Below are 20,778 nucleotides of genomic sequence, written 5' to 3'. Positions count from 1 at the left end.
GGGACGACCCCAGGGTCAGGATCGGCCTCGCGAACGGCCGGCTGCGGGTGGTGGTGCGCGAGGCGTTCGTCAGAACAGCGACGGCCAGGGCCGCCCGGTGCGCTGGAACGAACCCGCCCGGGCACGTCTCGCGGCCGTCGGGCACCCGCGCCGACGTTCGCGACTCATGCTCATGGCATTCACGCTCGTGTTCGCGATCTTCGCCTACGAACTGTTCAGCGTGCAGTGGTGGAACGCGGACGAGCTGTCCCAGCAGGCGCTGACGCAGCGGCTCACGCGCACCAACGTGCCGGCCGCGCGCGGCACCATCACCGACGAGAACGGTGCGGTCCTCGCCCGCAGCGTCGAACGCCGCGACATCGCGGGAGACCCTGTTGCGGCCTCGCAGTACCGCAAGAACTCGAAGAGGTCGCCCAAGGGCATCGACGGCGTGGGCGCACAACTCGCCCAGGTGCTCGGCGGCGACGCGAGCGACTACGCGAGCAAGCTCGACGAGGCGAGCAAGCGAAAGAGCCGCTTCGTGTACCTCGCGAAGGACATCACGCCGGCGCAGTGGAGCCAGCTCAAGGCGCTGGAGCTGCCCGGCATCTCCTCGGAACTGCGTCAGAAGCGTGAATACCCGCAGCGCACCTCCGTCGCCCCGCTCGTCGGCTGGGTGAACTCGGCCGGCGTGCCTGGCGGCGGGGTGGAGCAGATGCTCGACGCGCAGCTGCGCGGCAAGGACGGCATCCACCAGATCGAGCGCGCTCGCAACGGCGAGCCGATCGCGACGGGGGACAACCTCGACCAGCAGCCCGTCAGCGGCCGGGCCGTGCAGCTCACCGTCGACAACGACATCCAGTGGTACGCGCAGAACGAACTCGTCGCGGCCGTCAAGAAGACGAAGTCGCAGTCGGGCGAGATCGTCGTCGCCGACAAGGCGGGGCACCTTCTCGCGACCGCGAGCTACCCGAGCTTCGACAACAACGACATGAGTTCGGCCGCGTCCGACGCCTTGCAGAACCGTGCGTTCACCGACACCTTCGAACCCGGTTCGACACAGAAGATGGTGACGGCGGGCGCGCTCCTCGAGGAAGGCCTCGCGAGGCCCACGACGCACGTCGAGGTGCCCGCCAAGTTGGAGCGCGCCGGGCGCCCGTTCCAGGATTCGCACCCCCACGGCGTCGAGTACCTGACCCTCGCCGGTGTCATCGCACAATCGTCGAACATGGGCACGATCCTCGCGGGCGAGAAGATGCCCAAGGAGACGTTGTACTCGTACATGATGAAGTTCGGGCTCGGCAAGACGACCGGAATCGGCTTTCCCGGCGAGTCCGCGGGCATCGTCCCGCCCGTCAAGAACTGGGTGGGGGACACGTGGTACACCGTGATGTTCGGTCAGGGCCTCGCGAGTTCTGCGGTGCAGCAGACGGCGCTGTTCCAGACCATCGCCAACGGTGGGGTGCGCTCGCCGCTCAGCCTCGTGTCGAAGGTGCAGGACGCCGACGGGACGATGAAGGCGCCGCAGGACGATCGCACGCCGACGCGCGTGTTCAGTGAGAAGACCTCGCGCGAGCTCATCGGCATGATGCAGGGCGTCGTGTCGAAGGAGGGCTCGGCGCCGCTCGCGGCCGTCGACGGGTACGACGTCGCCGGCAAGACCTCGACGGCCCAGCGCTACGACGCGCAGAAGAAGACGTACGACGGCGTGACGGCGGGTTTCATCGGCATGGCGCCCGCGAAGGATCCGCAGCTCATCGTGTCGGTGACGCTGCAGAAGCCGCAGGCGGGCACCTTCGGTGGCGACCTCGCCGCGCCCGTGTTCTCCAAGGTCATGGGGTACGCCCTGCATAACCGTAAGATTCCCCCGAACAAGAGCGACAAGTTGCCCTATCCGATCGAATACCGTTCGAAGGAGTCGTCGTCCCAGTGATCGAACTATCACTCGAGGAGATCGCGACCGTCACCGGGGGACGCCTGGTCGGCCCCGACGCTCGCATCACCGGTCCCGTCGTCACCGACTCGCGCGAGTGCGCCGCCGGCTCGCTCTACGTCGCGCGCGTCGGTGAGCACGCGGACGGGCACGACTTCGTCCCGGCCGCGCTGGCGGTCGGCGCTGCCGGAGTTCTCGGCGAGCGAGCGGTCGACGGTGCTTCGTGCGTCGTCGTCGACGACGTCGAACTGGCCTTCGCCGAGGTGGCGCGCGCCGTCGTCGACCGTGCACCCAACCTGCAGATCGTGGGCATCACCGGCTCGTCGGGCAAGACGTCGACGAAGGATCTGCTCGGTGCGGTGCTCGCGCGGTTCGCGCCGACGATCGCCCCCTACGGCTCGCTCAACAGCGAGGTCGGGGTCCCGCTGACGGTCTGCCGCATCGACGAGGCGACGCGCTACCTCGTCGCCGAGATGGGCGCCTCGGGGGTGGGGCACATCGCGTACCTGACGAAGATCGCGCCGCCGAGCATCGGCATCGTACTCAACGTCGGACAGGCGCACATGGGCGAGTTCGGCTCCGTCGAGGCAATCGCCCGGACGAAGGGTGAGCTCGTGGAGGCGCTGCCGCAGGACGGCGTCGCGATCCTCAACGTCGACGACTCGCGGGTGCGCGCGATGGCGAGCCGCACGCAGGCAAAGGTCATCCTCGTGGGGCTCGGCGAGGACGCCGACTACCGTGCCACCGACGTGAGCATCGACGAGGACGGTCGCCCGAGCTATCACCTCACCTGCCCCCTCGGGGAGGCAGACGTGCGTCTCGCCCTCGTCGGCGAGCACCAGGTCGGCAACTCGCTCAGCGTCATCGCCGCCGCGACCAGCCTCGGACTCGCGCTCGGCGACGTCGTCGAGGCCGTCGCCGGAGCCGGGGCCGCGTCGCGCTGGCGCATGGAGGTCAGCGAGGTCGGCGGCGGCGTGACGCTCGTCAACGACGCGTACAACGCCAACCCCGACTCGATGCGTGCCGCGCTGCGAGCCCTCGCCCACATGGGTACCTCACGCCGCAGCATCGCCGCGCTCGGTGAGATGCGCGAACTGGGCGAGGCCTCGCATGACGAGCACACCGCCGTCGGGCAGCTCGCCGCCGAACTGGGCATCGACCGCCTCGTCGTCGTCGGCGCGGGCGCGCAGGCCATCGCGCAGGGGGCGCGCACGGCGGGCATGACGGCGGACGCCGTCACCACCGTCGACGACATCGACGCGGCACACGACGTGCTCGTCGAGCAGATCGCACCGGGGGATGTCGTGCTGTTCAAGTCGAGTCGTGACTCGGGTCTTCGCATGCTGGGGGATAGGTTGGTCGAAGAATCCGGTACACCCGCATTTCCTGTCACGGAGGTGACCTCATGAAGGGCGTGCTCATCGCGGCCATCGTGTCGCTGATCGCCGCTCTGTTCGGCACCCCCATGTTCATCAAGTTCCTGGTGCGCAAGGGATACGGGCAGTTCATCCGCGACGACGGCCCCACGACGCACCACACCAAGCGCGGCACGCCGACGATGGGTGGCGCCGTCATCATCGTGGCGAGCCTGCTCGCGTACGGCTGCGCCCACCTGTTCACGATGACGCCGATGAGCGCGAGCGGCCTACTCGTCATGTTCCTCATGGCGGGGCTGGGGCTCGTCGGGTTCGCCGACGACGCCATCAAGATCACGAAGCAGCGATCGCTCGGGCTGACGTCACTGCAGAAGCTCGGGGGGCAGACGCTCGTCGCCGTCATCTTCGCAGTGCTCGCACTGCAGTTCGAGAACTCCAACGGCCTCACACCCGCGAGCTACGCCATCTCGTTCGTGCGCGACTCGAGCCTGTCGCTCGCGGTCGGCGGCACCGTCGTCAGCCTGCTGCTGTTCGTCATCTGGGCGAACCTGCTCATCGCGGGTACCTCGAACGGCGTCAACCTCACCGACGGTCTCGACGGGCTCGCCACCGGCGCGTGCGTCATGGTGTTCGGCGCGTACGTGCTCATCTCGATCTGGCAGTTCAACCAGAACTGCCAGTACTCGGAGATGATGACGCACGCCGCCAAGTGCTATGACGTGCGCGACCCTCACGACCTCGCCGTCGTCGCCGCGGCGCTCATGGGTGCCTGCTTCGGCTTCCTGTGGTGGAACGCGACGCCGGCCAAGATCTTCATGGGTGACACCGGTTCGCTCGCCCTCGGCGGCGCGCTCGCGGGCCTCGCCATCACGACGCGCACCGAGTTCCTCGTCGTCATCCTCGCCGGGCTGTTCGTCATCGAGACGCTCTCGGTCATCCTCCAGGTCGGCTCGTTCAAGGCCCGACGCAAGCGCATCTTCCGGATGGCGCCGCTGCACCACCACTTCGAGATGGTGGGTTGGAACGAGATCACCGTCGTCATCAGGTTCTGGATCATCGCGGGGCTGTGCGTCGCGTTCGGTCTGGGCATCTTCTACGCGGAATGGAACGTCAGCCAGTGAGCCAGCACGACCTGTGGGCCCTCGACCCTTCGTACGAACCGTTCGCGGGGGAGCGTGACCTCACGCACCGCGACGCCGACTGGTCCGGGTTGTCGGTGCTCGTCATCGGGCTCGGCGTGTCCGGGTTCGCGGCCGCCGACGCGCTCCTCGAGCGCGGCGCCCGCGTGCGCGTCGTCTCGCGCGACCACAGCGACGTCATGGCCGAACGCGCGCAGATCCTCGACGTCCTCGGCGCCGACGTCGCGTTCGGCGCCGAGCACATGGACGCGGCGCCGGAGGGTACGCATCTCATCGTCACCTCGCCGGGCGTGGCGCCGAGCGCGCCGATCATGCAGGACGCCATGTCGCGCGGCATCCCCGTCTGGGGTGAGGTCGAGCTCGCGTGGCGCATGCGCCCGCGCGAGGGCGGTGCGCCGTGGCTGACGATCACCGGGACCAACGGCAAGACGACGGCCGTCACGATGCTCGAGTCGATGCTCAAGGCGCAGGGGCTGCGCGCGGTGGCCGCCGGCAATGTTGGCATGCCGCTGCTCGAGGCAGTACTGCACCCGCAGCCGTACGACGTCATCGCGGTCGAGCTGTCGTCGTTCCAGCTGCACTGGTCGCGCACGGTGTCGCCGTACGCGTCCTGCTGCCTCAACGTCGCCCCCGACCACATCGACTGGCATGGCTCCTACGAGGAGTACAAGCGTCAGAAGGGGCGGGTGTACGAGCGCACCCAGGTCGCGTGCGTCTACAACGTCGACGATCCCGCGACCGAGGCGATGGTCGAGGACGCCGAGGTCGTCGACGGCTGTCGCGCGATCGGGTTCACGCTCGGCACGCCGGGGCCGTCGATGGTCGGCATCGTCGACGACGTCCTCGCCGACCGTGCCTTCATCGCCGAACGACGCACCAGCGCAGCCGAACTCGCCATCCTGAGTGACCTCGGCCCGAACGCTTCCGCACCGCACTACGTCGCCGACGCGCTCGCCGCGGCCGCGCTCGCCCGCAGCTACGGCGTGACGCTCGCCGCGGTCCGTCAGGGCCTGGTCGACTACACGCCCCAGCCGCACCGGATGGCGAGCGTCGCCGAGGTCGGCGGCGTGCGCTGGGTCGACGACTCGAAGGCGACGAACCCGCCCGCGGCCCAGGCGTCGCTGCAGGCGTTCGACCCCGTCGTCTGGATCGCCGGCGGATTGCTCAAGGGCGCCGAGGTCGATGATCTCGTGCGCGCGAACGCCTCGCGGCTGCGCGCCGTGGTGCTGCTCGGTCGTGACCGGGGCATCATCGCCGACGCTCTCGCGGCCCACGCGCCGCAGGTGCCCGTCACCGTCATCGAGACGAGCGATGCCGACGAGGCGATGCGTGAGGCCGTCGCGGCGGCAAATGCAGCCGCCCAGCGCGGCGACACCGTGCTGCTCGCACCGGCAGCGGCGAGTCTCGACATGTACGCCTCCTACGGCGCGCGCGGTGACGCGTTCGCCGACGCGGTCGCGGCACTCAGCGGATCCGGGGCATGACGGCGACGCGCCTGTCATGGCGGGATTCGCCTGCGGTGCAGGGGGCCTCGCGTCAGCTCAGAGGACGCCTGAAGTGGCTCGAGTCGCCGCTGGCCACGTATTACCTGATCCTCGGCTCGGCGGGCATGCTCGTCGGACTCGGACTCGTCATGGTGTTGTCCGCCTCGAGCGTGACGTCGTACATGGATACGCAGTCGCCGTATTCGGACTTCACGAAGCAGGCGGTATTCGCCGTGGTCGGTGTCATCGTGGCTACCGTGACGAGTCGTCTGCCGATCCGGGTGTTCAAGGTGATGGCCTTTCCTCTCATGCTCGCCGCACTCTTCCTGCAGGTGCTCGTCATGGTGCCCGGGATCGGTGTGGAGGTACTCGGCAACCGCAACTGGATCCGAGTGGGCGGGCTGCAGATCCAGCCGTCCGAGATCGGCAAGGTGGCGCTGATCCTCATGGTGGCGCTCGTCCTGTCCAACCGACAGGCCCACCTGCACGACCCCCGTCGCTCGATCCTGCCTACCGTGCCCTATGTCGTCCTGCTCATCGGGCTGATCATGCTCGGCAAGGATCTCGGGACGACGATGGTCGTCTCGGTCATCTACCTCGGCATGTTGTGGTGTGCCGGCGCGCGCAAGGCGTTGTTCGGTTGGCTGGCGGCCCTCGCCCTCGTCACGTTGCCCATCGCGATCTGGACGAGTGGTAACCGGACCTCGCGCATCCAGGCCTGGCTCGGTGGGTGCGACAACGTCGATCTCGACGGGTGCTACCAGAAGGTGCACGGCATGTACGCTCTCGCCGGGGGCGGAGTGTGGGGCCTCGGGCCGGGCGCCTCGCGTGAGAAGTGGCAGTGGTTGCCGGAGGCTCACAACGACTTCATCTTTGCCATCATCGGCGAAGAGCTCGGTCTGCCGGGTGCCCTCACGGTGCTCGCGTTGTACGTCGTGCTCGCCTACGCGTGCTACCGGCTCATCGCGCAGACGCGTGACATGTTCGTCCGCGTCGCGAGTGCCGGCATCATGGTGTGGATCTGTTTCCAGGCAGTGGTCAACATCGGCTCGGTCCTGGGCATCTTCCCGATCGTCGGTGTGCCGCTCCCGCTGGTCTCCTATGGCGGGTCGGCGCTCGTCATGACACTGTTCGGCATCGGCATCCTGTTGGCCTTCGCCAGGCAGGAACCAGGTGCCGCCGAAGCTCTCACCCTCAAACCGCGCCGCGTGGCGCGCACACTCGCCGTGCTCCCTCGACGGAAAGGCTGACTGACATGACGCTCGAACGCGTTCTGCTCGCCGGAGGAGGAACGGCCGGTCACGTCCTGCCGTTGCTCGCGACGGTGCAGGAGATCACCGACCGCCACACCGAAGCCGTCATCACGGTCGTCGGTTCCCCTGACGGCATCGAGGAGCGACTGGTGCCCGAGCACGGTTTCACGCTGTCTTACGTGCCGAAGGTCGCCTTCCCGCGTCGGCCGAACGTCGCCGCGCTGAGGTTTCCCGCCGCGTTCCGGGGGGCGCTGCGCCAGGCGGAGGCACTCGTTGCCGAACGCCGCCCGCAGGTCGTCGTCGGCTTCGGCGGGTATGTCTCGACGCCCGTCTACCTCGCGGCGCGCAAGGCTGGGATCCCCATCGTCATCCACGAGCAGAACGCCCGGCCGGGGCTGGCGAACAAGCTCGGCGTGCGATGGGCCGCGCACACGGCGACGACGTTCCCCGGCACCCCGCTGGCGGGCGCCGAGGTCGTCGGGATGCCGCTGCGACGCGAGATCCGAGAGCTTCGCCCCGCGATGCTGCGCGCCGAGGCGATGACGTACTTCGGTCTCGAACCCGGACGCCCGACGCTCGTCATCACCGGTGGCTCGCTCGGTGCAGCGAGTCTCAACGAGGCCTTCGCCGCGGCCGCGCCGGCGCTGCGTGAGGCCGGGGTGCAGGTCCTGCACATCACCGGGCGGGGCAAGGGGTTCGAGGCCCCGGCCACCGCCTCGGGGCCGCGCTACGTCGTCGAGGAGTACTGCGACCGCATGGACCTCGCCTACGCGGTGGCCGACCTCGTCGTCACGCGAAGCGGCGCCGGCATGGTGAGCGAACTGTCCACGCTCGCGATCCCCGCGATCTACGTGCCGCTGCCCATCGGCAACGGCGAGCAGCGACTCAACGCGAAGGACGTCGTCGAGGCCGGGGGAGCATTGCTCGTCGACAACGGCGACGTCGACGCGACGTGGGTAGAGCGCGTCGTCATCCCGCTCGTGACGGACGCCGACGAGCTGGCCCGCATGCGTGCGGCAGCCGGCAGCCGCGGGCACGCGGATGGCGCCGCACGCCTCGTCGACCTCATCGAGGACGCTGCAGCGACCGGGGGCCGGGCATGAGCAACGGTGTGAACGAGCGGTTCGACTTCGCCGCGCCGCTGCCCGCTCTCGCGGACGTGCCACACGTGCACATGATCGCGGTCGGCGGCTCAGGCATGTCGGGCGTCGCGCGGTTGTTCCTCGCCGCGGGCGTCACCCTGAGCGGCTCCGACAACGTCGACCTGCCGGTACTCGACGACCTTCGTGCCCAGGGAGCACGCATCGAGCTCGGGTACGACGCCGCGAACGTTGCCGACGTGCCGGACGGCGCCGTCGTCCTCATCTCAAGCGCCATCAACGAGGCCAACCCCGAACTCGTCGAGGTCAGACGGCGCGGTCTGCCGGTGCTGCACCGCAGCCAGGGCCTCGCGATGCTCATGCGCGCGGGTCGCGGGCTCGCCGTCGCGGGCGCCAACGGCAAGACGACGACGAGCGGAATGGCGACGGCCGCCCTCGTCGCGGCGGGGGAGAAGCCGTCGTTCGCGATCGGCGCCAACGTCGCGGGGCTCGGTGTCAACGCGGCACCGGGCGAGGGCGAGATCTTCGTCGTCGAGGCCGACGAGAGCGACGGCTCGTTCGTCGTCTACCACCCGCAGGTCGCGATCGTCACGAACATCAAGGACGATCACCTCGACTTCTACGGCACGTCGGCCAACCTTGCTCGTGCCTACGAGACCTTCGCGGCGACGATCGCGCCGCAGGGTCTGCTCGTCGCCTGCGCTGACGACGAGGGCTCGCTGGCCCTGGCCCAGCGCCGTCGCGCCGCGGGCGCGCGCGTCTTGACGTACGGGCGCGACACCGACGCAGACGTGCGTATCGTCGCGGAGAGCGGGGAGGGCTTCGACTGGCGCATGAGCCTCCGCGACGGGGACGCCGTCCACGACGTCGCGCTGCATGTGCCGGGTGCCCACAACCTGCTCAACGCGGCGGGCGTCTACACCGCCCTCGTCCACGGTTTCGGTCTCGCGCCGGCCGATGTCGCGCGCGGGCTCGGGGCCTTCCGCGGCACCTCGCGTCGGTTCGAGCCGCGTGGTGAGGCGGGCGGCGTCCGCGTCGTCGACGACTACGCCCACAACCCCGGCAAGCTCGACGCCCTCGTGCGTACGGCGGCCGGGCTCAAGGACGACGGCGAACTCATCGTCATCTTCCAGCCCCACCTGTACTCGCGTACGCAGCACGCGGCGACCGGTCTCGCCGCGGCGCTCGATGGCGCCGACCACGCCTTCGTCCTCGACGTGTACGGCGCGCGCGAGCAGCCCGTCGCCGGGGTGAGCGGCGCGCTGATCACCGATCGCATGACGTCCGGACGCGGCGAGTTCACTCCCACGGCCGACGACGCGCTCGCTCGCGTGCTCGACGTGGCTCGCCCGGGCGACCTCGTCGTGACCGTCGGCGCGGGCGATGTCACGCACCTCGGCCCGCGCATCCTCACTGGTCTCAATACGCGTGAAGGTGAAGTCGAAGGTTAATCTTTTCGGCGGCCAAGACCCCCCGGGATTCTGCGGAATGCCGGGGGTCTTCCGTTGCCTCAGGGGTCCCGGGTCGCCGAGGGGGTGCGGTGGTGCGCGGGTCGGCGGGCCACGTGCCTGGCGGGGTCACGTTCGAGTTGACGTCGAGATGTTCGCGTCCGGGCATCCGGTCGCGTAGCATCGGCTCTGCATACTCGCACCCGCTTTCGAAAGGCCTCTTCTCGTGGCAACTCCCCAGAACTACCTGGCCGTCATCAAGGTCGTCGGTATCGGCGGCGGTGGCGTCAACGCCATCAACCGGATGATCGAGGTCGGCCTCAAGGGTGTGGAGTTCATCGCGATCAACACCGACGCCCAGGCCCTGCTCATGAGTGACGCCGACGTCAAGCTCGACGTGGGCCGTGAGCTGACGCGCGGTCTCGGTGCCGGCGCCGACCCCGAGGTCGGTCGTCAGGCTGCGGAAGATCACGCCGAGGAGATCGAAGAGGTCCTCAAGGGCGCCGACATGGTGTTCGTCACCGCCGGTGAGGGTGGTGGCACGGGCACCGGTGGTGCGCCCGTCGTCGCGAAGATCGCCCGCGGCCTCGGTGCTCTGACGATCGGTGTCGTGACCCGCCCGTTCACCTTCGAGGGCCGTCGTCGCGCGAACCAGGCCGAGCTCGGCATCTCCGCGCTGCGCGAAGAGGTCGACACGCTCATCGTCATCCCGAACGACCGGCTGCTGTCGATCAGCGACCGCGCCGTCTCGATGCTCGACGCCTTCCGCTCGGCCGACCAGGTGCTCCTGTCCGGTGTCCAGGGCATCACCGACCTCATCACGACCCCAGGTCTGATCAACCTCGACTTCGCCGACGTCAAGTCCGTCATGCAGGGTGCCGGCTCGGCGCTCATGGGCATCGGTTCGGCCCGTGGCGAGGACCGCGCGGTGCAGGCCGCCGAACTCGCTATCTCCAGCCCGCTGCTCGAGGCGAGCATCGACGGCGCCCACGGCGTCCTGCTGTCGGTCCAGGGCGGTTCCGACCTCGGTCTGTTCGAGATCAACGAGGCCGCTCGCCTCGTGCAGGAGGCGGCGCACCCCGAGGCCAACATCATTTTCGGCGCCGTCATCGACGACGCCCTGGGCGACGAGGTGCGCGTCACCGTCATCGCCGCCGGTTTCGACGGTGGTGCGCCGCAGAAGCGCAACGATGAGCGTCCTGCTCAGCAGGGTGGCGCTCAGCAGCGTCCCGCGAAGCAGCAGACGTCCGCGCAGATGCCGTCCCAGCAGGCGCAGCAGTCCTACCAGCCGCAGGCTGCCGCCCCGGCGACGATCAAGCCCGTCACCGTTCCCGGGACGACCGCCGGCCCGACGCGCGTCTCCGCGCCGCCGGCCCGCGTCCAGCCGGGTCAGGGTGAGCAGCAGCACGCCCAGGACGCTCAGCAGGGCCAGGCGCAGCAAGGGCAGTCGCAGCAGGGCGGTCAGCAGGCCCCCGAGGTCGTGCGTCCGCCCAAGGAGGTCACGTTCGAGGATCGTGACGACCTGGACGTCCCCGACTTCCTCAAGTGATCCGGAGCCCGGTCGATGTTCTTCTGGCACGACCGGCGTGAGTCGCCGAGCGGCTCGCTCGAACGGTGCTTCACCGATTCCCTCGACGGGGTCAGTGAGGCGCCGTTCTCGGCGTTGAACCTCGGGCTGCACGTCGGTGACGACGAGCGTGCGGTGCGCGTGAACAGGGAGCGGGTCTCCGCGCAGCTGGGTGGCGTCCCCATCGCCTGGATGGATCAGGTCCACGGCGCGAGCGTCGCGGAGGTCACCCTCGCCGACGTCGCCTCCGGTCAGGCCGGACCGAGCGCTGACGCGATGGTCAGCCGTGACAGCGGCCTCGCGCTCGGCGTCATGGTGGCCGACTGCACGCCGGTTCTCCTGAGTGATGACGCGGCCGGCGTCATCGGCGTCGCGCACGCCGGGCGTCCCGGCATGCTCGCCGGCGTCGTGCCGGCGGCGCTCGAGGCGATGCGCCACCTCGGAGCGCGCGACATCAGCGCAGTGCTGGGCCCGTCGATCTGCGGGCGCTGCTACGAGGTGCCGCGCGAGATGCATGACGCCGCGCGTCAGGCCCACCCGGCCAGCGCCGCCATCACGTGGACGGGCACGCCGGCGATCGACGTCGCGGCGGGCGTCGCGTCGCAGCTCGCGGACGCCGGTGTCCCGCTCGAATGGGTGCCGGGATGCACGCGTGAGGAGCCTCGCCTGTACTCGTATCGTCGCGACGGCGCGACGGGTCGCTTCGCCGGGCTCATCGTCCGCAAGGCGGCCGTGTCGTGATGCAGCCTCCGACGCCGTCACGCACCGCCGATTCCGACCCCAGTCGCCGTGGTCTCGACGCCTCGCCCGCGCGTCGCGCCGAGTTGCAGGCCAACCTGGAGCGCGTGCGCGTCCGCATCGCCGCCGCCACGAGCGCGGCCGGGCGTGACGACGCCCCGACGCTCGTCGTCGTCACGAAGTTCTTCCCCGTCACCGACCTCGTCGCGCTCGCCGACCTCGGGGTGGGCGACGTGGGGGAGAACCGCGAGCAGGAGCTCGTCGAGAAGGTCGATGCGCTGCGCGCCGAGCGTCCGGATCTCATCGCCTCACCGCGTCGGCACTTCATCGGCCAGATCCAGAGCAAGAAGGCGCGCCGCATCGCGCGGCACGCGGACGTCGTGCAGTCGCTCGACCGGCTCAAGCTCGTGCCGCTGCTCGACGCCGGCGCCGCGGATCGCGAGAACCCCCTCGACATCTTCGTGCAGGTCGCTCTCGAGCGTGACGGTTCGGGGCGCGGTGGCGCGCAGGAGACCGAGCTGCACGAGGTGGCCGCGGCGGTCGAGCAGGCGCCGCACCTACGGTTGTGCGGGCTCATGGCGGTCGCGCCACTCGGAGAGGAGCCGGCCGCCGCGTTCTCGCGTCTCGCGCACGTCCGTCAAGATTTCCTCGCAAACTTCCCGCAGGCCACGTCGTTGTCGGCGGGGATGTCGGGCGATCTCGAGGACGCGGTGAAGATCGGCGCGACACACCTGCGTGTCGGAAGCGCAATACTCGGTTCGCGTCCGCTCGCCGGGTAACTTCGAGCCTGACACCGACGAGCTATGTGGTGCCCTTTCCGCGAGGGGCCAGGCGGACACAGGAGCAGGAAGAATGAGCGCACTGCGCAAGACGATGGAATACCTCGGACTGTCCGACGTGGACACGCACGCGCCGCGCGCGAGCGAGCAGTACGTCGAGGAGTACGAGGTCGCCTACGACGACGAGCGTCACGACGACTATGACGCGTACGAACGTCGCGCCCCTGCCGAGGTCACGCCGCTGCGCCCCGAGGTGACCCACCACGACTTTTCCGACACGGAGGCCTCGACCATGAGTCGCATCACGACCATCCACCCTCGGACGTACAACGAGGCCAAGGAGATCGGTGAGGCCTTTCGCGACAACGTCCCCGTCATCATGAACCTGTCCGACATGGACGACACGGACGCCAAGCGTCTCGTCGACTTCGCCGCCGGTCTCGTCTTCGGTCTGCACGGCTCTATCGAGCGCGTGACGAGCAAGGTCTTCCTCCTCTCGCCCGAGAACGTCGAGGTCTCCACGAGCGGGCCCGAGGTCGCCAAGGCGACGCGCGGGCTGTTCAACCAGAGCTGAATCGTCGCCTCGCGCTCGGGCCGCGGCCGCCGTTGTCCCCTGGATGACGGCGGCCGCGCCCATGCGTGGGAGGATGGCGTCATGGTGATGAAGGAGACTCGATGAACGGCGTCAGAACGGCGCTCGCGACCGTGCTCGACGTGTTCTTCGTCGTGCTCATCGCGCGCCTCGTCTTCGACTGGATCCAGGTGTTCGCGCGGCAGTGGACGCCGCGTGGCGTCGTGCTCGTCGTCGCGGAGGCGGTCTACACCGTCACCGACCCGCCGATCAAGGCGGTGCGCCGCGTCGTTCCGCCCCTGCGCCTCGGCGGCGTCGGCATCGACCTGGCGTTCCTGATCGTGGCGCTGGCTGTGCAAGTCGCGGCTAATCTCCTAAGGTGAAGTCGGGAAATTTTTGAGCGTGCCCGCATCGGCGTGCACGAAACGGATTTGCCGAGGCCCCGCCTCGGCTTCGAGCGTTACTGAGGTGAATACATGGCGCTGACGCCGGAAGACGTCGTCAAGAAGGAGTTCTCGAAGCCGAAGGGGTTCGGGCGCAACGGGTATGACGAGATCCAGGTCGACGACTTCCTCGACGAGATCGTCGTCGAGCTGCGTCGGCTGAACGCCGAGAACGACTCGCTGAGCGACAAGCTCGACGACTGCCGCCGCAGCCACGGCGGAGACGGCGACGCGACGATGGCGGGCCAGTCGAAGACGACGGCCGTCCCGGCCCTCACGCCGGTGAACAACGCTGCGGCTCCAGCCGCGGGTGGCTCGAGCGACGAGGACAAGGCGGAGATCGCGCGCCTCAAGAAGGAACTGGAAACGTCGCGCACCGAACTCGACAAGGCGCGTGCCCCCAAGGCGAACGAGGCTGCCGACGCAGGTCAGGACGCGGCGAGCGCCGACCCCACGAGCGCCCGTCGCGACCTCCAGAGCGCCCGCGAGGAGGCCAAGAACGCGCAGGCGAAGCTGGCCGAGGCCGACGCGCGCATCACGCAGCTGGAGAACGAGCTGAAGCAGGCCCGCGAGGCCGCCTCGGCGACGTCGACGCAGCCGGCCACGAACGAGACCAACGCCGGCACCGACGCGGCGGGCGTCATCGCCCTCGCACAGCGTCTGCACGACCAGCACGTGCGTGACGGCGAGACCGAGCGTGATCGTCTCGTCGGCGAAGCCACCGCGCACCGCGACAAGGTGGTCACGGAGGCGAACGCGAAGAGCGAGAAGTTGCTGTCGAGCGCCAAGCAGCGCCACGACGAACTGCTGACGACAGGCCAGTCGACCTACGACGACCTCGTCAAGCGCGGCCAGAGCGAGCACGACGACCTCGTCAAGAAGGCTCAGGCCAAGCACGACGAACTCGTCTCGAGCGGGCAGAGCCAGCACGACAAGCTCGTGCGCACGGGTACCGAGAAGTCGGCCGCGCTCGTGACCGAGGCCGAGCAGCGTCGCACGAGCATCCTGTCCGACCTCGAGACGCGACGCACGGCGCTGCAAGCCGAGATCGAGCGGCTCAAGGGCTTCGAGACCGACTACCGCTCGAACCTCAAGGGTTACCTGAGCGAGCAGCTGCGCAAGCTCGACGAGAAGCAGCAGACGCCCGACACCAAAGCGTGATGACCGCGGCCTCATGGCCGTCACCAAGCGGGCTCGTGCACGATCTGTCGTCCACGAGCCCGCTTCGTGCGTCCCTTTGCTGGTCCTACTAGCGGGTACGTAAAACTTCATCTGTTGTTCGCCTCGACCCGCCTGATGTGGCCTATCCTCTGCGTAATATCCGCATCATCGTGCGCGCCGAGCGGGCGCCGCTGGGAGACTGGAGTGACCACCATGGCGACACAGAAGACCGCCGCGAGCGACCTGGCCGTCGGCGGCGCCGAGGAGCCGTGGGGCGACGCCGAACTCGCCGAGGTGCGGGCCGAGCTCGAGGCCGACGTGGCCCGCGTGCGCGCCGAGCTCGACGAACTCGCCACGGACTTCGAGGGGCTGCTGCGCAACCCGGGCGACGGGGCGGGCGACGACCAGGCCGACGTCGGCAACGCGAACTTCGAGCGCGAGCACGAGATCTCGTTGGCCCGCAAGTCCGCGGAGGTGCTGCGTCAGAGCGAACGCGCCCTCGGGCGGATGGACGACGGCACGTACGGCGTATGCGAATCGTGCGGCGGCCCGATCGGCAAACTTCGACTCCAGGCCTTCCCTCGTGCGACCCTATGCATGACATGCAAGAAGAAGCAGGAGCGCCGCTGAACTCGGGCGCCACACCCACCGTCCCCCCGTCCCGCGTCTCGGGGCGCCCTCTCGCGCTCGTCGCCGTGGCGGCGCTCGGCGTCATCGCGGCCGACCAGGCCAGCAAGCAATGGGCGCAGGACGCCCTGAGTGACGGCCGCCCGCGTGATCTGCTCGGCTCGTTCCTGCGGCTGCGGTTGACGTACAACCCCGGCGCCGCGTTCAGCCTCGGCACGAATTCGACGCTCTTCATCACCGCGATCGCGGTGGTCGTGGTCGTCGTGCTCGCCGTGACCGCGCGCAAGCTGCGTAGCCTCCCGTGGGCCCTCGCCTTCGGGCTGATCATCGGAGGAGCCGTTGGCAATCTGATCGACAGGTTCTTTCGTGAGCCGGGTGGGGGGCGTGGCCACGTCGTGGACTTTTTCGAGCTGCCGCACTGGCCGATCTTCAACCTGGCCGATTCGGCGATCTGCGTCGCCGCGGCCCTCGTCGTGTTGCTGACCTTCCGCGGCATCGGTCTCGACGGAACGCGCGAGGGCGCCCACGACGGCGCAGATGATGGCACGTCGCCCACCACCGAGGAGGCTCAGCGATGAGCGAGGTCAAGTCGTTGTTTGTCCCCGAAGGGCTCGAGGGGGAGCGCGTCGACGCGGCCATCGCCCGCCTGCTGGGTTTCTCCCGCACCCGCGCCGCCGAACTCGCGGCCGAGGGCGCTGTCAGCGTCGACGGCAAGCGGGTCGCGAAGTCCGAGCGCGTGAGCGCCGGCGCGTGGCTCGAGGTCGCGATGCCGGAGCGTACCGGGCCGCGTGAGGCGACGCCCCGCGTCGAACCCGTGCCCGGCATGAACATCGTGCACGACGACACCGAGATCGTCGTCGTCGACAAGCCGGCCGGCGTCGCCGCGCACCCGAGCGTCGGCTGGGACGGCCCGGATGTCGTCGGCGGCCTCGCCGCTGCGGGGTACCGCATCTCCACCTCGGGCGCACCGGAGCGTCAGGGCATCGTGCAGCGCCTCGACGTCGGCACGAGCGGTCTCATGGTCGTCGCCAAGAGCGAGCGTGCGTACACCCTGCTCAAGCAGGCATTCCGTGACCGCACGGTCGACAAGACGTATCACGCGCTCGTGCAGGGCCTGCCCGACCCGATCGAGGGCACGATCGACGCGCCGATCGGGCGCCATCCCAACCACGACTACAAGTTCGCCGTCATGGATTCCGGCCGCGCGTCGGTAACGCACTACGAACTGCTCGAGGCGTTCCGGTCGGCGTCGCTGCTCGAGATCCATCTCGAGACGGGGCGCACCCACCAGATCCGTGTCCACGTCTCAGCGATGCATCATCCGTGCGTCGGCGACCCGCTGTACGGCTCCGACCCGACGCTCGCGAAGAAGCTCGGGCTGGAGCGTCAGTGGCTGCACGCCGTCGAGCTCGGATTCGACCACCCCGGTAGCGGCGAACGTGTGACGTTCACCTCGCCGTACCCGGCCGACCTGCAGCGCGCGCTCGATCGCATCAGCGCCTGACGCGGAATTCCGCGACGTTCCGCCCGGCTCCCCGCTCGCCCCGGGAGCCGGGCGTCGCGCATCCGGCGGGGTTGTCGGTGGCCGGTCGTAGACTTCTGGGCGATGTCCAGTCAGTCGAAGAGCTTCGTCCATCTGCACAACCACACCGAGTACTCGATGCTCGACGGTGCAGCCCGTATCGATGACATGTTCGCGCGTGCGCAGGAGTTCGGCATGCCCGCGATCGCGACCACCGACCACGGGTACCTGTTCGGTGCCTACGAGTTCTGGTCGAAGTCGCGCAAGTATGACGTGAAGCCGATCATCGGCCTCGAGGCGTACATGACGCCGGGCACGCACCGCACCGACAAGACGCGCACGACGTGGGGCGAGCGCGGCCAGGAGGCCGACGACGTCTCCAACCGGGGTCTCTACACGCACATGACGCTGCTCGCGAAGAACAACGAGGGCATGCACAACCTCTTCCGCATGGGCTCGCAGGCCTCGCTCGACCAGGTGTACTCGAAGTATCCGCGACTCGACCGAGAGCTGCTCAACGCGTACGGCACGGGCATCATCGGCACGACGGGGTGCCCATCGGGGGAGATCCAGACGCGCCTTCGTCTGGGGCAGTACGACAAGGCGCGCGAGGCCGCGGCGGAGTTCCGCGACATCTTCGGTGACGGCAACTTCTACTGCGAGCTGATGGAGCACGACCTCGACGTCGACATCGAGCGGCGCGTGCGCAGTGACCTGCTCAAGCTGGCGAAGGACCTCAACCTGCCGCTGCTCGCGACGAACGACCTGCATTACACGAACAAGGAGGACGCGGTCCACCACGATGCGCTGCTGTGCATCAACTCGGGTTCGCGCCTGACCGACCCCAACCGCTTCAAGTTCGGCAGCCACGAGTTCTACCTCAAGTCGGCCGACGAGATGCGCCACCTCTTCCGCGACCACCCGGACGCGTGCGACAACAGCCTGCTCATCGCCGAGCAGTGCGAGGTGTCCTTCACCGAGGGCGAAGGGCGCTACATGCCGCGCTTCCCCTGCCCCGAGGGTGAGGACGAGACGTCCTGGTTCATCAAGGAGGTCGAGACGGGGCTGCGCCGTCGCTTCCCCGAGGGTGTGCCGGACTACGCCGTGAAGCAGGCGAAGTACGAGCAGGACGTCATCATCGGCAAGGGCTACCCGGGCTACTTCCTCGTCGTCGCCGACTTCATCAACTGGGCGAAGCGCAACGGCATCCGCGTCGGGCCGGGGCGTGGTTCGGGTGCCGGTTCGATGTGCGCGTACGCGATGGGCATCACCGACCTCGACCCCGTCCCGCATGGTCTGATCTTCGAGCGCTTCCTCAACCCCGAACGTCAGTCGATGCCCGACTTCGACGTCGACTTCGACGAGCGTCGGCGCTCGGAGGTCATCCGGTACGTCGTCGACAAGTACGGCGAGGATCGCGTGTCGTACATCGTCACGTACGGCACGATCAAGGCGAAGCAGGCCGTCAAGGACGCCTCGCGCGTCATGGACTTCCCGTTCGCCATCGGCGAGCAGATGACGAAGGCGATGCCGGCCGACGTCATGGGCAAGGGCGTTCCGCTGGCGAAGATGTACGACGAGAGCCACCCGCGCTACGCCGAGGGCGGCGAGTTCCGTGAGCTCATCGCCTCCGACCCGACGTTCAAGAACATCTTCGACGCGGGCGTCGGCCTCGAGGGGCTGAAACGTCAGTGGGGCGTGCACGCGGCCGGCGTCATCATGTCGAGCGAACCGCTCATCGACGTCATCCCGATCATGCGTCGCCTGCAGGACGGCGCCGTCATCACGCAGTTCGACTACCCGAGCTGCGAGACGCTCGGCCTCGTCAAGATGGACTTCCTCGGCCTGCGCAACCTGACGATCCTCGACGACGCGCTCAAGAACATCAAGGCCAACCGTGACGAGGACATCGACCTCGACGCGCTGAGCAAGGACATGACGGACGCTAAGACGTACGACCTGCTCGCGCGAGGTGACACGCTCGGCGTGTTCCAGCTCGACGGCGGCGGCATGCGCCAGCTACTGCGTCTCATGCAGCCCGACAACTTCGAGGACATCTCCGCCGCTCTCGCGCTGTACCGTCCCGGCCCGATGGGCGCCAACGCGCACACCAACTTCGCGCTGCGCAAGAACGGCAAGCAGCAGATCGACTACATCCACCCCGAGCTGACCGAGGCGCTCGAGCCGATCCTCAACATGACGTACGGCCTGATCATCTATCAGGAGCAGGTCATGGAGATCGCGCAGAAGCTCGCCGGGTACACCCTCGGCAACGCCGACCTGCTGCGGCGCGCGATGGGCAAGAAGAAGAAGGAGGTGCTCGACGCCGAGTACGTCAACTTCGAGAAGGGCATGCTCGACAACGGCTTCTCGAAGGAGTCGGTGCAGACGCTGTGGAGCATCCTGTTGCCGTTCTCCGACTACGCGTTCAACAAGGCGCACACCGCGGCGTACGGGCTCGTGTCGTACTGGACGGGCTATCTCAAGGCGAACTACCCGGCCGAGTACATGGCGGCGCTGCTCACCTCGGTGCGTGACGACAAGGACAAGTCGGCGCTGTACCTCAACGAGTGCCGCCACATGGGCATCAAGGTGCTGCCGCCTGACGTCAACGAGTCGATCGGCAACTTCGCGGCCGTCGGCGAGGACATCCGTTTCGGGCTCGAGGCGATCCGCAACGTCGGTTCCAACGTCGTCGCGGCGATCATCGCGGCACGTGAGGAGAAGGGCCGCTTCACCTCGTTCGAGGACTTCCTGCGCAAGTGCCCCGCGACGGTGCTCAACAAGCGCACGGTCGAGTCACTCGTCAAGGCGGGCGCGTTCGACGACCTCGGCCACCAGCGTCAGGGGCTCGTGCAGATCCATGAGTCGTACGTCGATGCGCTCATCGACGAGAAGCGCAAGGAGGAGCACGGGCAGGATTCGCTGTTCGCCGGTTTCGGTGACGACGCGCCGGGCATCGAGTTCGCCGCGCTACCGCAGATTCCGCCGATCGAGTGGGACAAGCAGACGAAGCTCGCGTTCGAGCGCGAGATGCTCGGCCTGTACGTCTCCGACCACCCGCTGTTCGGCATCGAGGCGGCGCTCGCGCAGTTCTCCGACACATCGGTCGCGCGCCTGCTCGCCGAGGACGCGCTGCCAGACGGCGCGACGGTGACGATCGCCGGGCTCATCACGGGCCTGCAGATCAAGCGCACGAAGAAGGGCGATCTGTGGGCCATCGCGACCGTCGAGGACATGGACGGCGCGATCGAGTGCCTGTTCTTCCCCTCGACGTACGCGACGGTTTCGACGATGCTGAGCCAGGACGTCGTGTGCGCCGTCAAGGGGCGCGTCAACCGTCGTGACGAGTCTGTCGCGCTCAACGCGATGGAGCTGACGCTGCCCGAGCTGACGGACGGCCCACGCGGCCCGGTGCTGCTGCACCTGCCGTACGCGCGGGCGACGCAGGGGTTGGCCGAGCGGCTCAAGGAGGTGCTGGGGGAGCACCCCGGCATCACCGAGGTGCACCTCAAGCTCTCGCGGCCGGGGCGCACCCTCACCGTCAAGCTCGACGACAGCCTGCGCGTCAACGCGACGCCCGCGCTGTTCGGTGACCTCAAGGCCCTCCTGGGCCCCTCGTGCCTCGGCTGACGCACGACGACCGTTCGGAAGGAAC

The 20,778-nt window shown here is 68.6% G+C and carries 17 protein-coding genes; all 17 read left to right on the top strand.

What is annotated here, in order from left to right; translation table 11 throughout:
* Positions 1–172: 172 nt before the first annotated feature.
* Positions 173–1,912, top strand: a complete 1,740-nt coding sequence (locus DYE07_RS03430) for a peptidoglycan D,D-transpeptidase FtsI family protein (RefSeq protein ID WP_237723950.1) — start codon at positions 173–175, stop codon at positions 1,910–1,912.
* Complete coding sequence (locus DYE07_RS03425) at positions 1,909–3,321, top strand: UDP-N-acetylmuramoyl-tripeptide--D-alanyl-D-alanine ligase (protein ID WP_115296343.1); 1,413 nt, start codon at positions 1,909–1,911, stop codon at positions 3,319–3,321. Before DYE07_RS03430 ends, DYE07_RS03425 begins: the two co-directional genes overlap by 4 nt.
* The gene (gene mraY, locus DYE07_RS03420) at positions 3,318–4,409 is read left to right on the top strand and encodes a phospho-N-acetylmuramoyl-pentapeptide-transferase (RefSeq protein WP_115296342.1); all 1,092 of its coding nucleotides are present in this window, start codon (positions 3,318–3,320) and stop codon (positions 4,407–4,409) included. The genes DYE07_RS03425 and mraY overlap by 4 nt, the downstream gene beginning before the upstream one ends.
* Positions 4,406–5,911, top strand: a complete 1,506-nt coding sequence (murD, locus tag DYE07_RS03415) for a UDP-N-acetylmuramoyl-L-alanine--D-glutamate ligase (protein WP_115296341.1) — start codon at positions 4,406–4,408, stop codon at positions 5,909–5,911. The genes mraY and murD overlap by 4 nt, the downstream gene beginning before the upstream one ends.
* Positions 5,908–7,161 carry a putative lipid II flippase FtsW gene (ftsW, locus tag DYE07_RS03410; RefSeq protein ID WP_006946534.1) on the top strand — a complete coding sequence of 418 codons (1,254 nt, stop codon included), beginning with the start codon at positions 5,908–5,910 and terminating at the stop codon, positions 7,159–7,161. The genes murD and ftsW overlap by 4 nt, the downstream gene beginning before the upstream one ends.
* 5 nt (positions 7,162–7,166) lie before the next feature.
* Positions 7,167–8,267 carry an undecaprenyldiphospho-muramoylpentapeptide beta-N-acetylglucosaminyltransferase gene (murG, locus tag DYE07_RS03405; RefSeq protein WP_006946518.1) on the top strand — a complete coding sequence of 367 codons (1,101 nt, stop codon included), beginning with the start codon at positions 7,167–7,169 and terminating at the stop codon, positions 8,265–8,267.
* Positions 8,264–9,715, top strand: coding sequence for a UDP-N-acetylmuramate--L-alanine ligase (murC, locus tag DYE07_RS03400; RefSeq protein WP_074041037.1), 1,452 nt, complete (start codon positions 8,264–8,266; stop codon positions 9,713–9,715). Before murG ends, murC begins: the two co-directional genes overlap by 4 nt.
* A gap of 223 nt (positions 9,716–9,938) precedes the next feature.
* Entirely contained in the window at positions 9,939–11,261 is a 1,323-nt protein-coding gene (gene ftsZ, locus DYE07_RS03395) for a cell division protein FtsZ (protein WP_006946559.1), read from the top strand.
* A gap of 15 nt (positions 11,262–11,276) precedes the next feature.
* Complete coding sequence (gene pgeF / locus DYE07_RS03390; RefSeq protein WP_006946611.1) at positions 11,277–12,020, top strand: peptidoglycan editing factor PgeF; 744 nt, start codon at positions 11,277–11,279, stop codon at positions 12,018–12,020.
* The gene (locus DYE07_RS03385; protein ID WP_170957184.1) at positions 12,017–12,796 is read left to right on the top strand and encodes a YggS family pyridoxal phosphate-dependent enzyme; all 780 of its coding nucleotides are present in this window, start codon (positions 12,017–12,019) and stop codon (positions 12,794–12,796) included. Before pgeF ends, DYE07_RS03385 begins: the two co-directional genes overlap by 4 nt.
* Positions 12,797–12,869: 73 nt before the next feature.
* The gene (locus DYE07_RS03380; RefSeq protein WP_006946575.1) at positions 12,870–13,370 is read left to right on the top strand and encodes a cell division protein SepF; all 501 of its coding nucleotides are present in this window, start codon (positions 12,870–12,872) and stop codon (positions 13,368–13,370) included.
* A gap of 101 nt (positions 13,371–13,471) precedes the next feature.
* Positions 13,472–13,750: a YggT family protein gene (locus DYE07_RS03375; protein ID WP_006946604.1), complete on the top strand. Its 279-nt coding sequence runs from the start codon at positions 13,472–13,474 to the stop codon at positions 13,748–13,750.
* Positions 13,751–13,843: 93 nt separating this feature from the next.
* Complete coding sequence (locus DYE07_RS03370; protein WP_006946610.1) at positions 13,844–14,971, top strand: DivIVA domain-containing protein; 1,128 nt, start codon at positions 13,844–13,846, stop codon at positions 14,969–14,971.
* A 213-nt stretch (positions 14,972–15,184) separates the two neighbouring features.
* The gene (locus tag DYE07_RS03365) at positions 15,185–15,601 is read left to right on the top strand and encodes a TraR/DksA family transcriptional regulator (RefSeq protein ID WP_040014933.1); all 417 of its coding nucleotides are present in this window, start codon (positions 15,185–15,187) and stop codon (positions 15,599–15,601) included.
* Complete coding sequence (gene lspA / locus DYE07_RS03360; RefSeq protein ID WP_370447738.1) at positions 15,598–16,176, top strand: signal peptidase II; 579 nt, start codon at positions 15,598–15,600, stop codon at positions 16,174–16,176. Before DYE07_RS03365 ends, lspA begins: the two co-directional genes overlap by 4 nt.
* On the top strand, positions 16,173–17,102 hold the full coding sequence (locus DYE07_RS03355; protein WP_006946614.1) for an RluA family pseudouridine synthase: 930 nt from the start codon (positions 16,173–16,175) through the stop codon (positions 17,100–17,102). The genes lspA and DYE07_RS03355 overlap by 4 nt, the downstream gene beginning before the upstream one ends.
* A 102-nt stretch (positions 17,103–17,204) precedes the next feature.
* Positions 17,205–20,753 (top strand): DNA polymerase III subunit alpha, encoded by a 3,549-nt coding sequence (dnaE, locus tag DYE07_RS03350; protein WP_115296339.1) that lies wholly within the window; start codon positions 17,205–17,207, stop codon positions 20,751–20,753.
* The last annotated feature ends 25 nt before the right edge of the window (positions 20,754–20,778 follow it).

Source organism: Dermacoccus nishinomiyaensis (assembly GCF_900447535.1).
GTDB lineage: Bacteria > Actinomycetota > Actinomycetes > Actinomycetales > Dermatophilaceae > Dermacoccus > Dermacoccus nishinomiyaensis.
This window is presented reverse-complemented; position numbering and strand designations above follow the sequence as displayed.

Excerpts from the sequence above, each read along its gene's own strand:
- pgeF (WP_006946611.1), top strand. The coding sequence starts at position 11,277 with ATGTTCTTCTGGCACGACCGGCGTGAGTCGCCGAGCGGCTCGCTCGAA.
- murC (WP_074041037.1), top strand. The coding sequence starts at position 8,264 with ATGAGCAACGGTGTGAACGAGCGGTTCGACTTCGCCGCGCCGCTGCCC.
- DYE07_RS03430 (WP_237723950.1), top strand. The coding sequence starts at position 173 with ATGGCATTCACGCTCGTGTTCGCGATCTTCGCCTACGAACTGTTCAGC.
- mraY (WP_115296342.1), top strand. The coding sequence starts at position 3,318 with ATGAAGGGCGTGCTCATCGCGGCCATCGTGTCGCTGATCGCCGCTCTG.
- DYE07_RS03355 (WP_006946614.1), top strand. The coding sequence starts at position 16,173 with ATGAGCGAGGTCAAGTCGTTGTTTGTCCCCGAAGGGCTCGAGGGGGAG.
- ftsW (WP_006946534.1), top strand. The coding sequence starts at position 5,908 with ATGACGGCGACGCGCCTGTCATGGCGGGATTCGCCTGCGGTGCAGGGG.
- DYE07_RS03375 (WP_006946604.1), top strand. The coding sequence starts at position 13,472 with ATGAACGGCGTCAGAACGGCGCTCGCGACCGTGCTCGACGTGTTCTTC.
- DYE07_RS03370 (WP_006946610.1), top strand. The coding sequence starts at position 13,844 with ATGGCGCTGACGCCGGAAGACGTCGTCAAGAAGGAGTTCTCGAAGCCG.
- DYE07_RS03380 (WP_006946575.1), top strand. The coding sequence starts at position 12,870 with ATGAGCGCACTGCGCAAGACGATGGAATACCTCGGACTGTCCGACGTG.
- dnaE (WP_115296339.1), top strand. The coding sequence starts at position 17,205 with ATGTCCAGTCAGTCGAAGAGCTTCGTCCATCTGCACAACCACACCGAG.
- DYE07_RS03365 (WP_040014933.1), top strand. The coding sequence starts at position 15,185 with ATGGCGACACAGAAGACCGCCGCGAGCGACCTGGCCGTCGGCGGCGCC.
- murG (WP_006946518.1), top strand. The coding sequence starts at position 7,167 with ATGACGCTCGAACGCGTTCTGCTCGCCGGAGGAGGAACGGCCGGTCAC.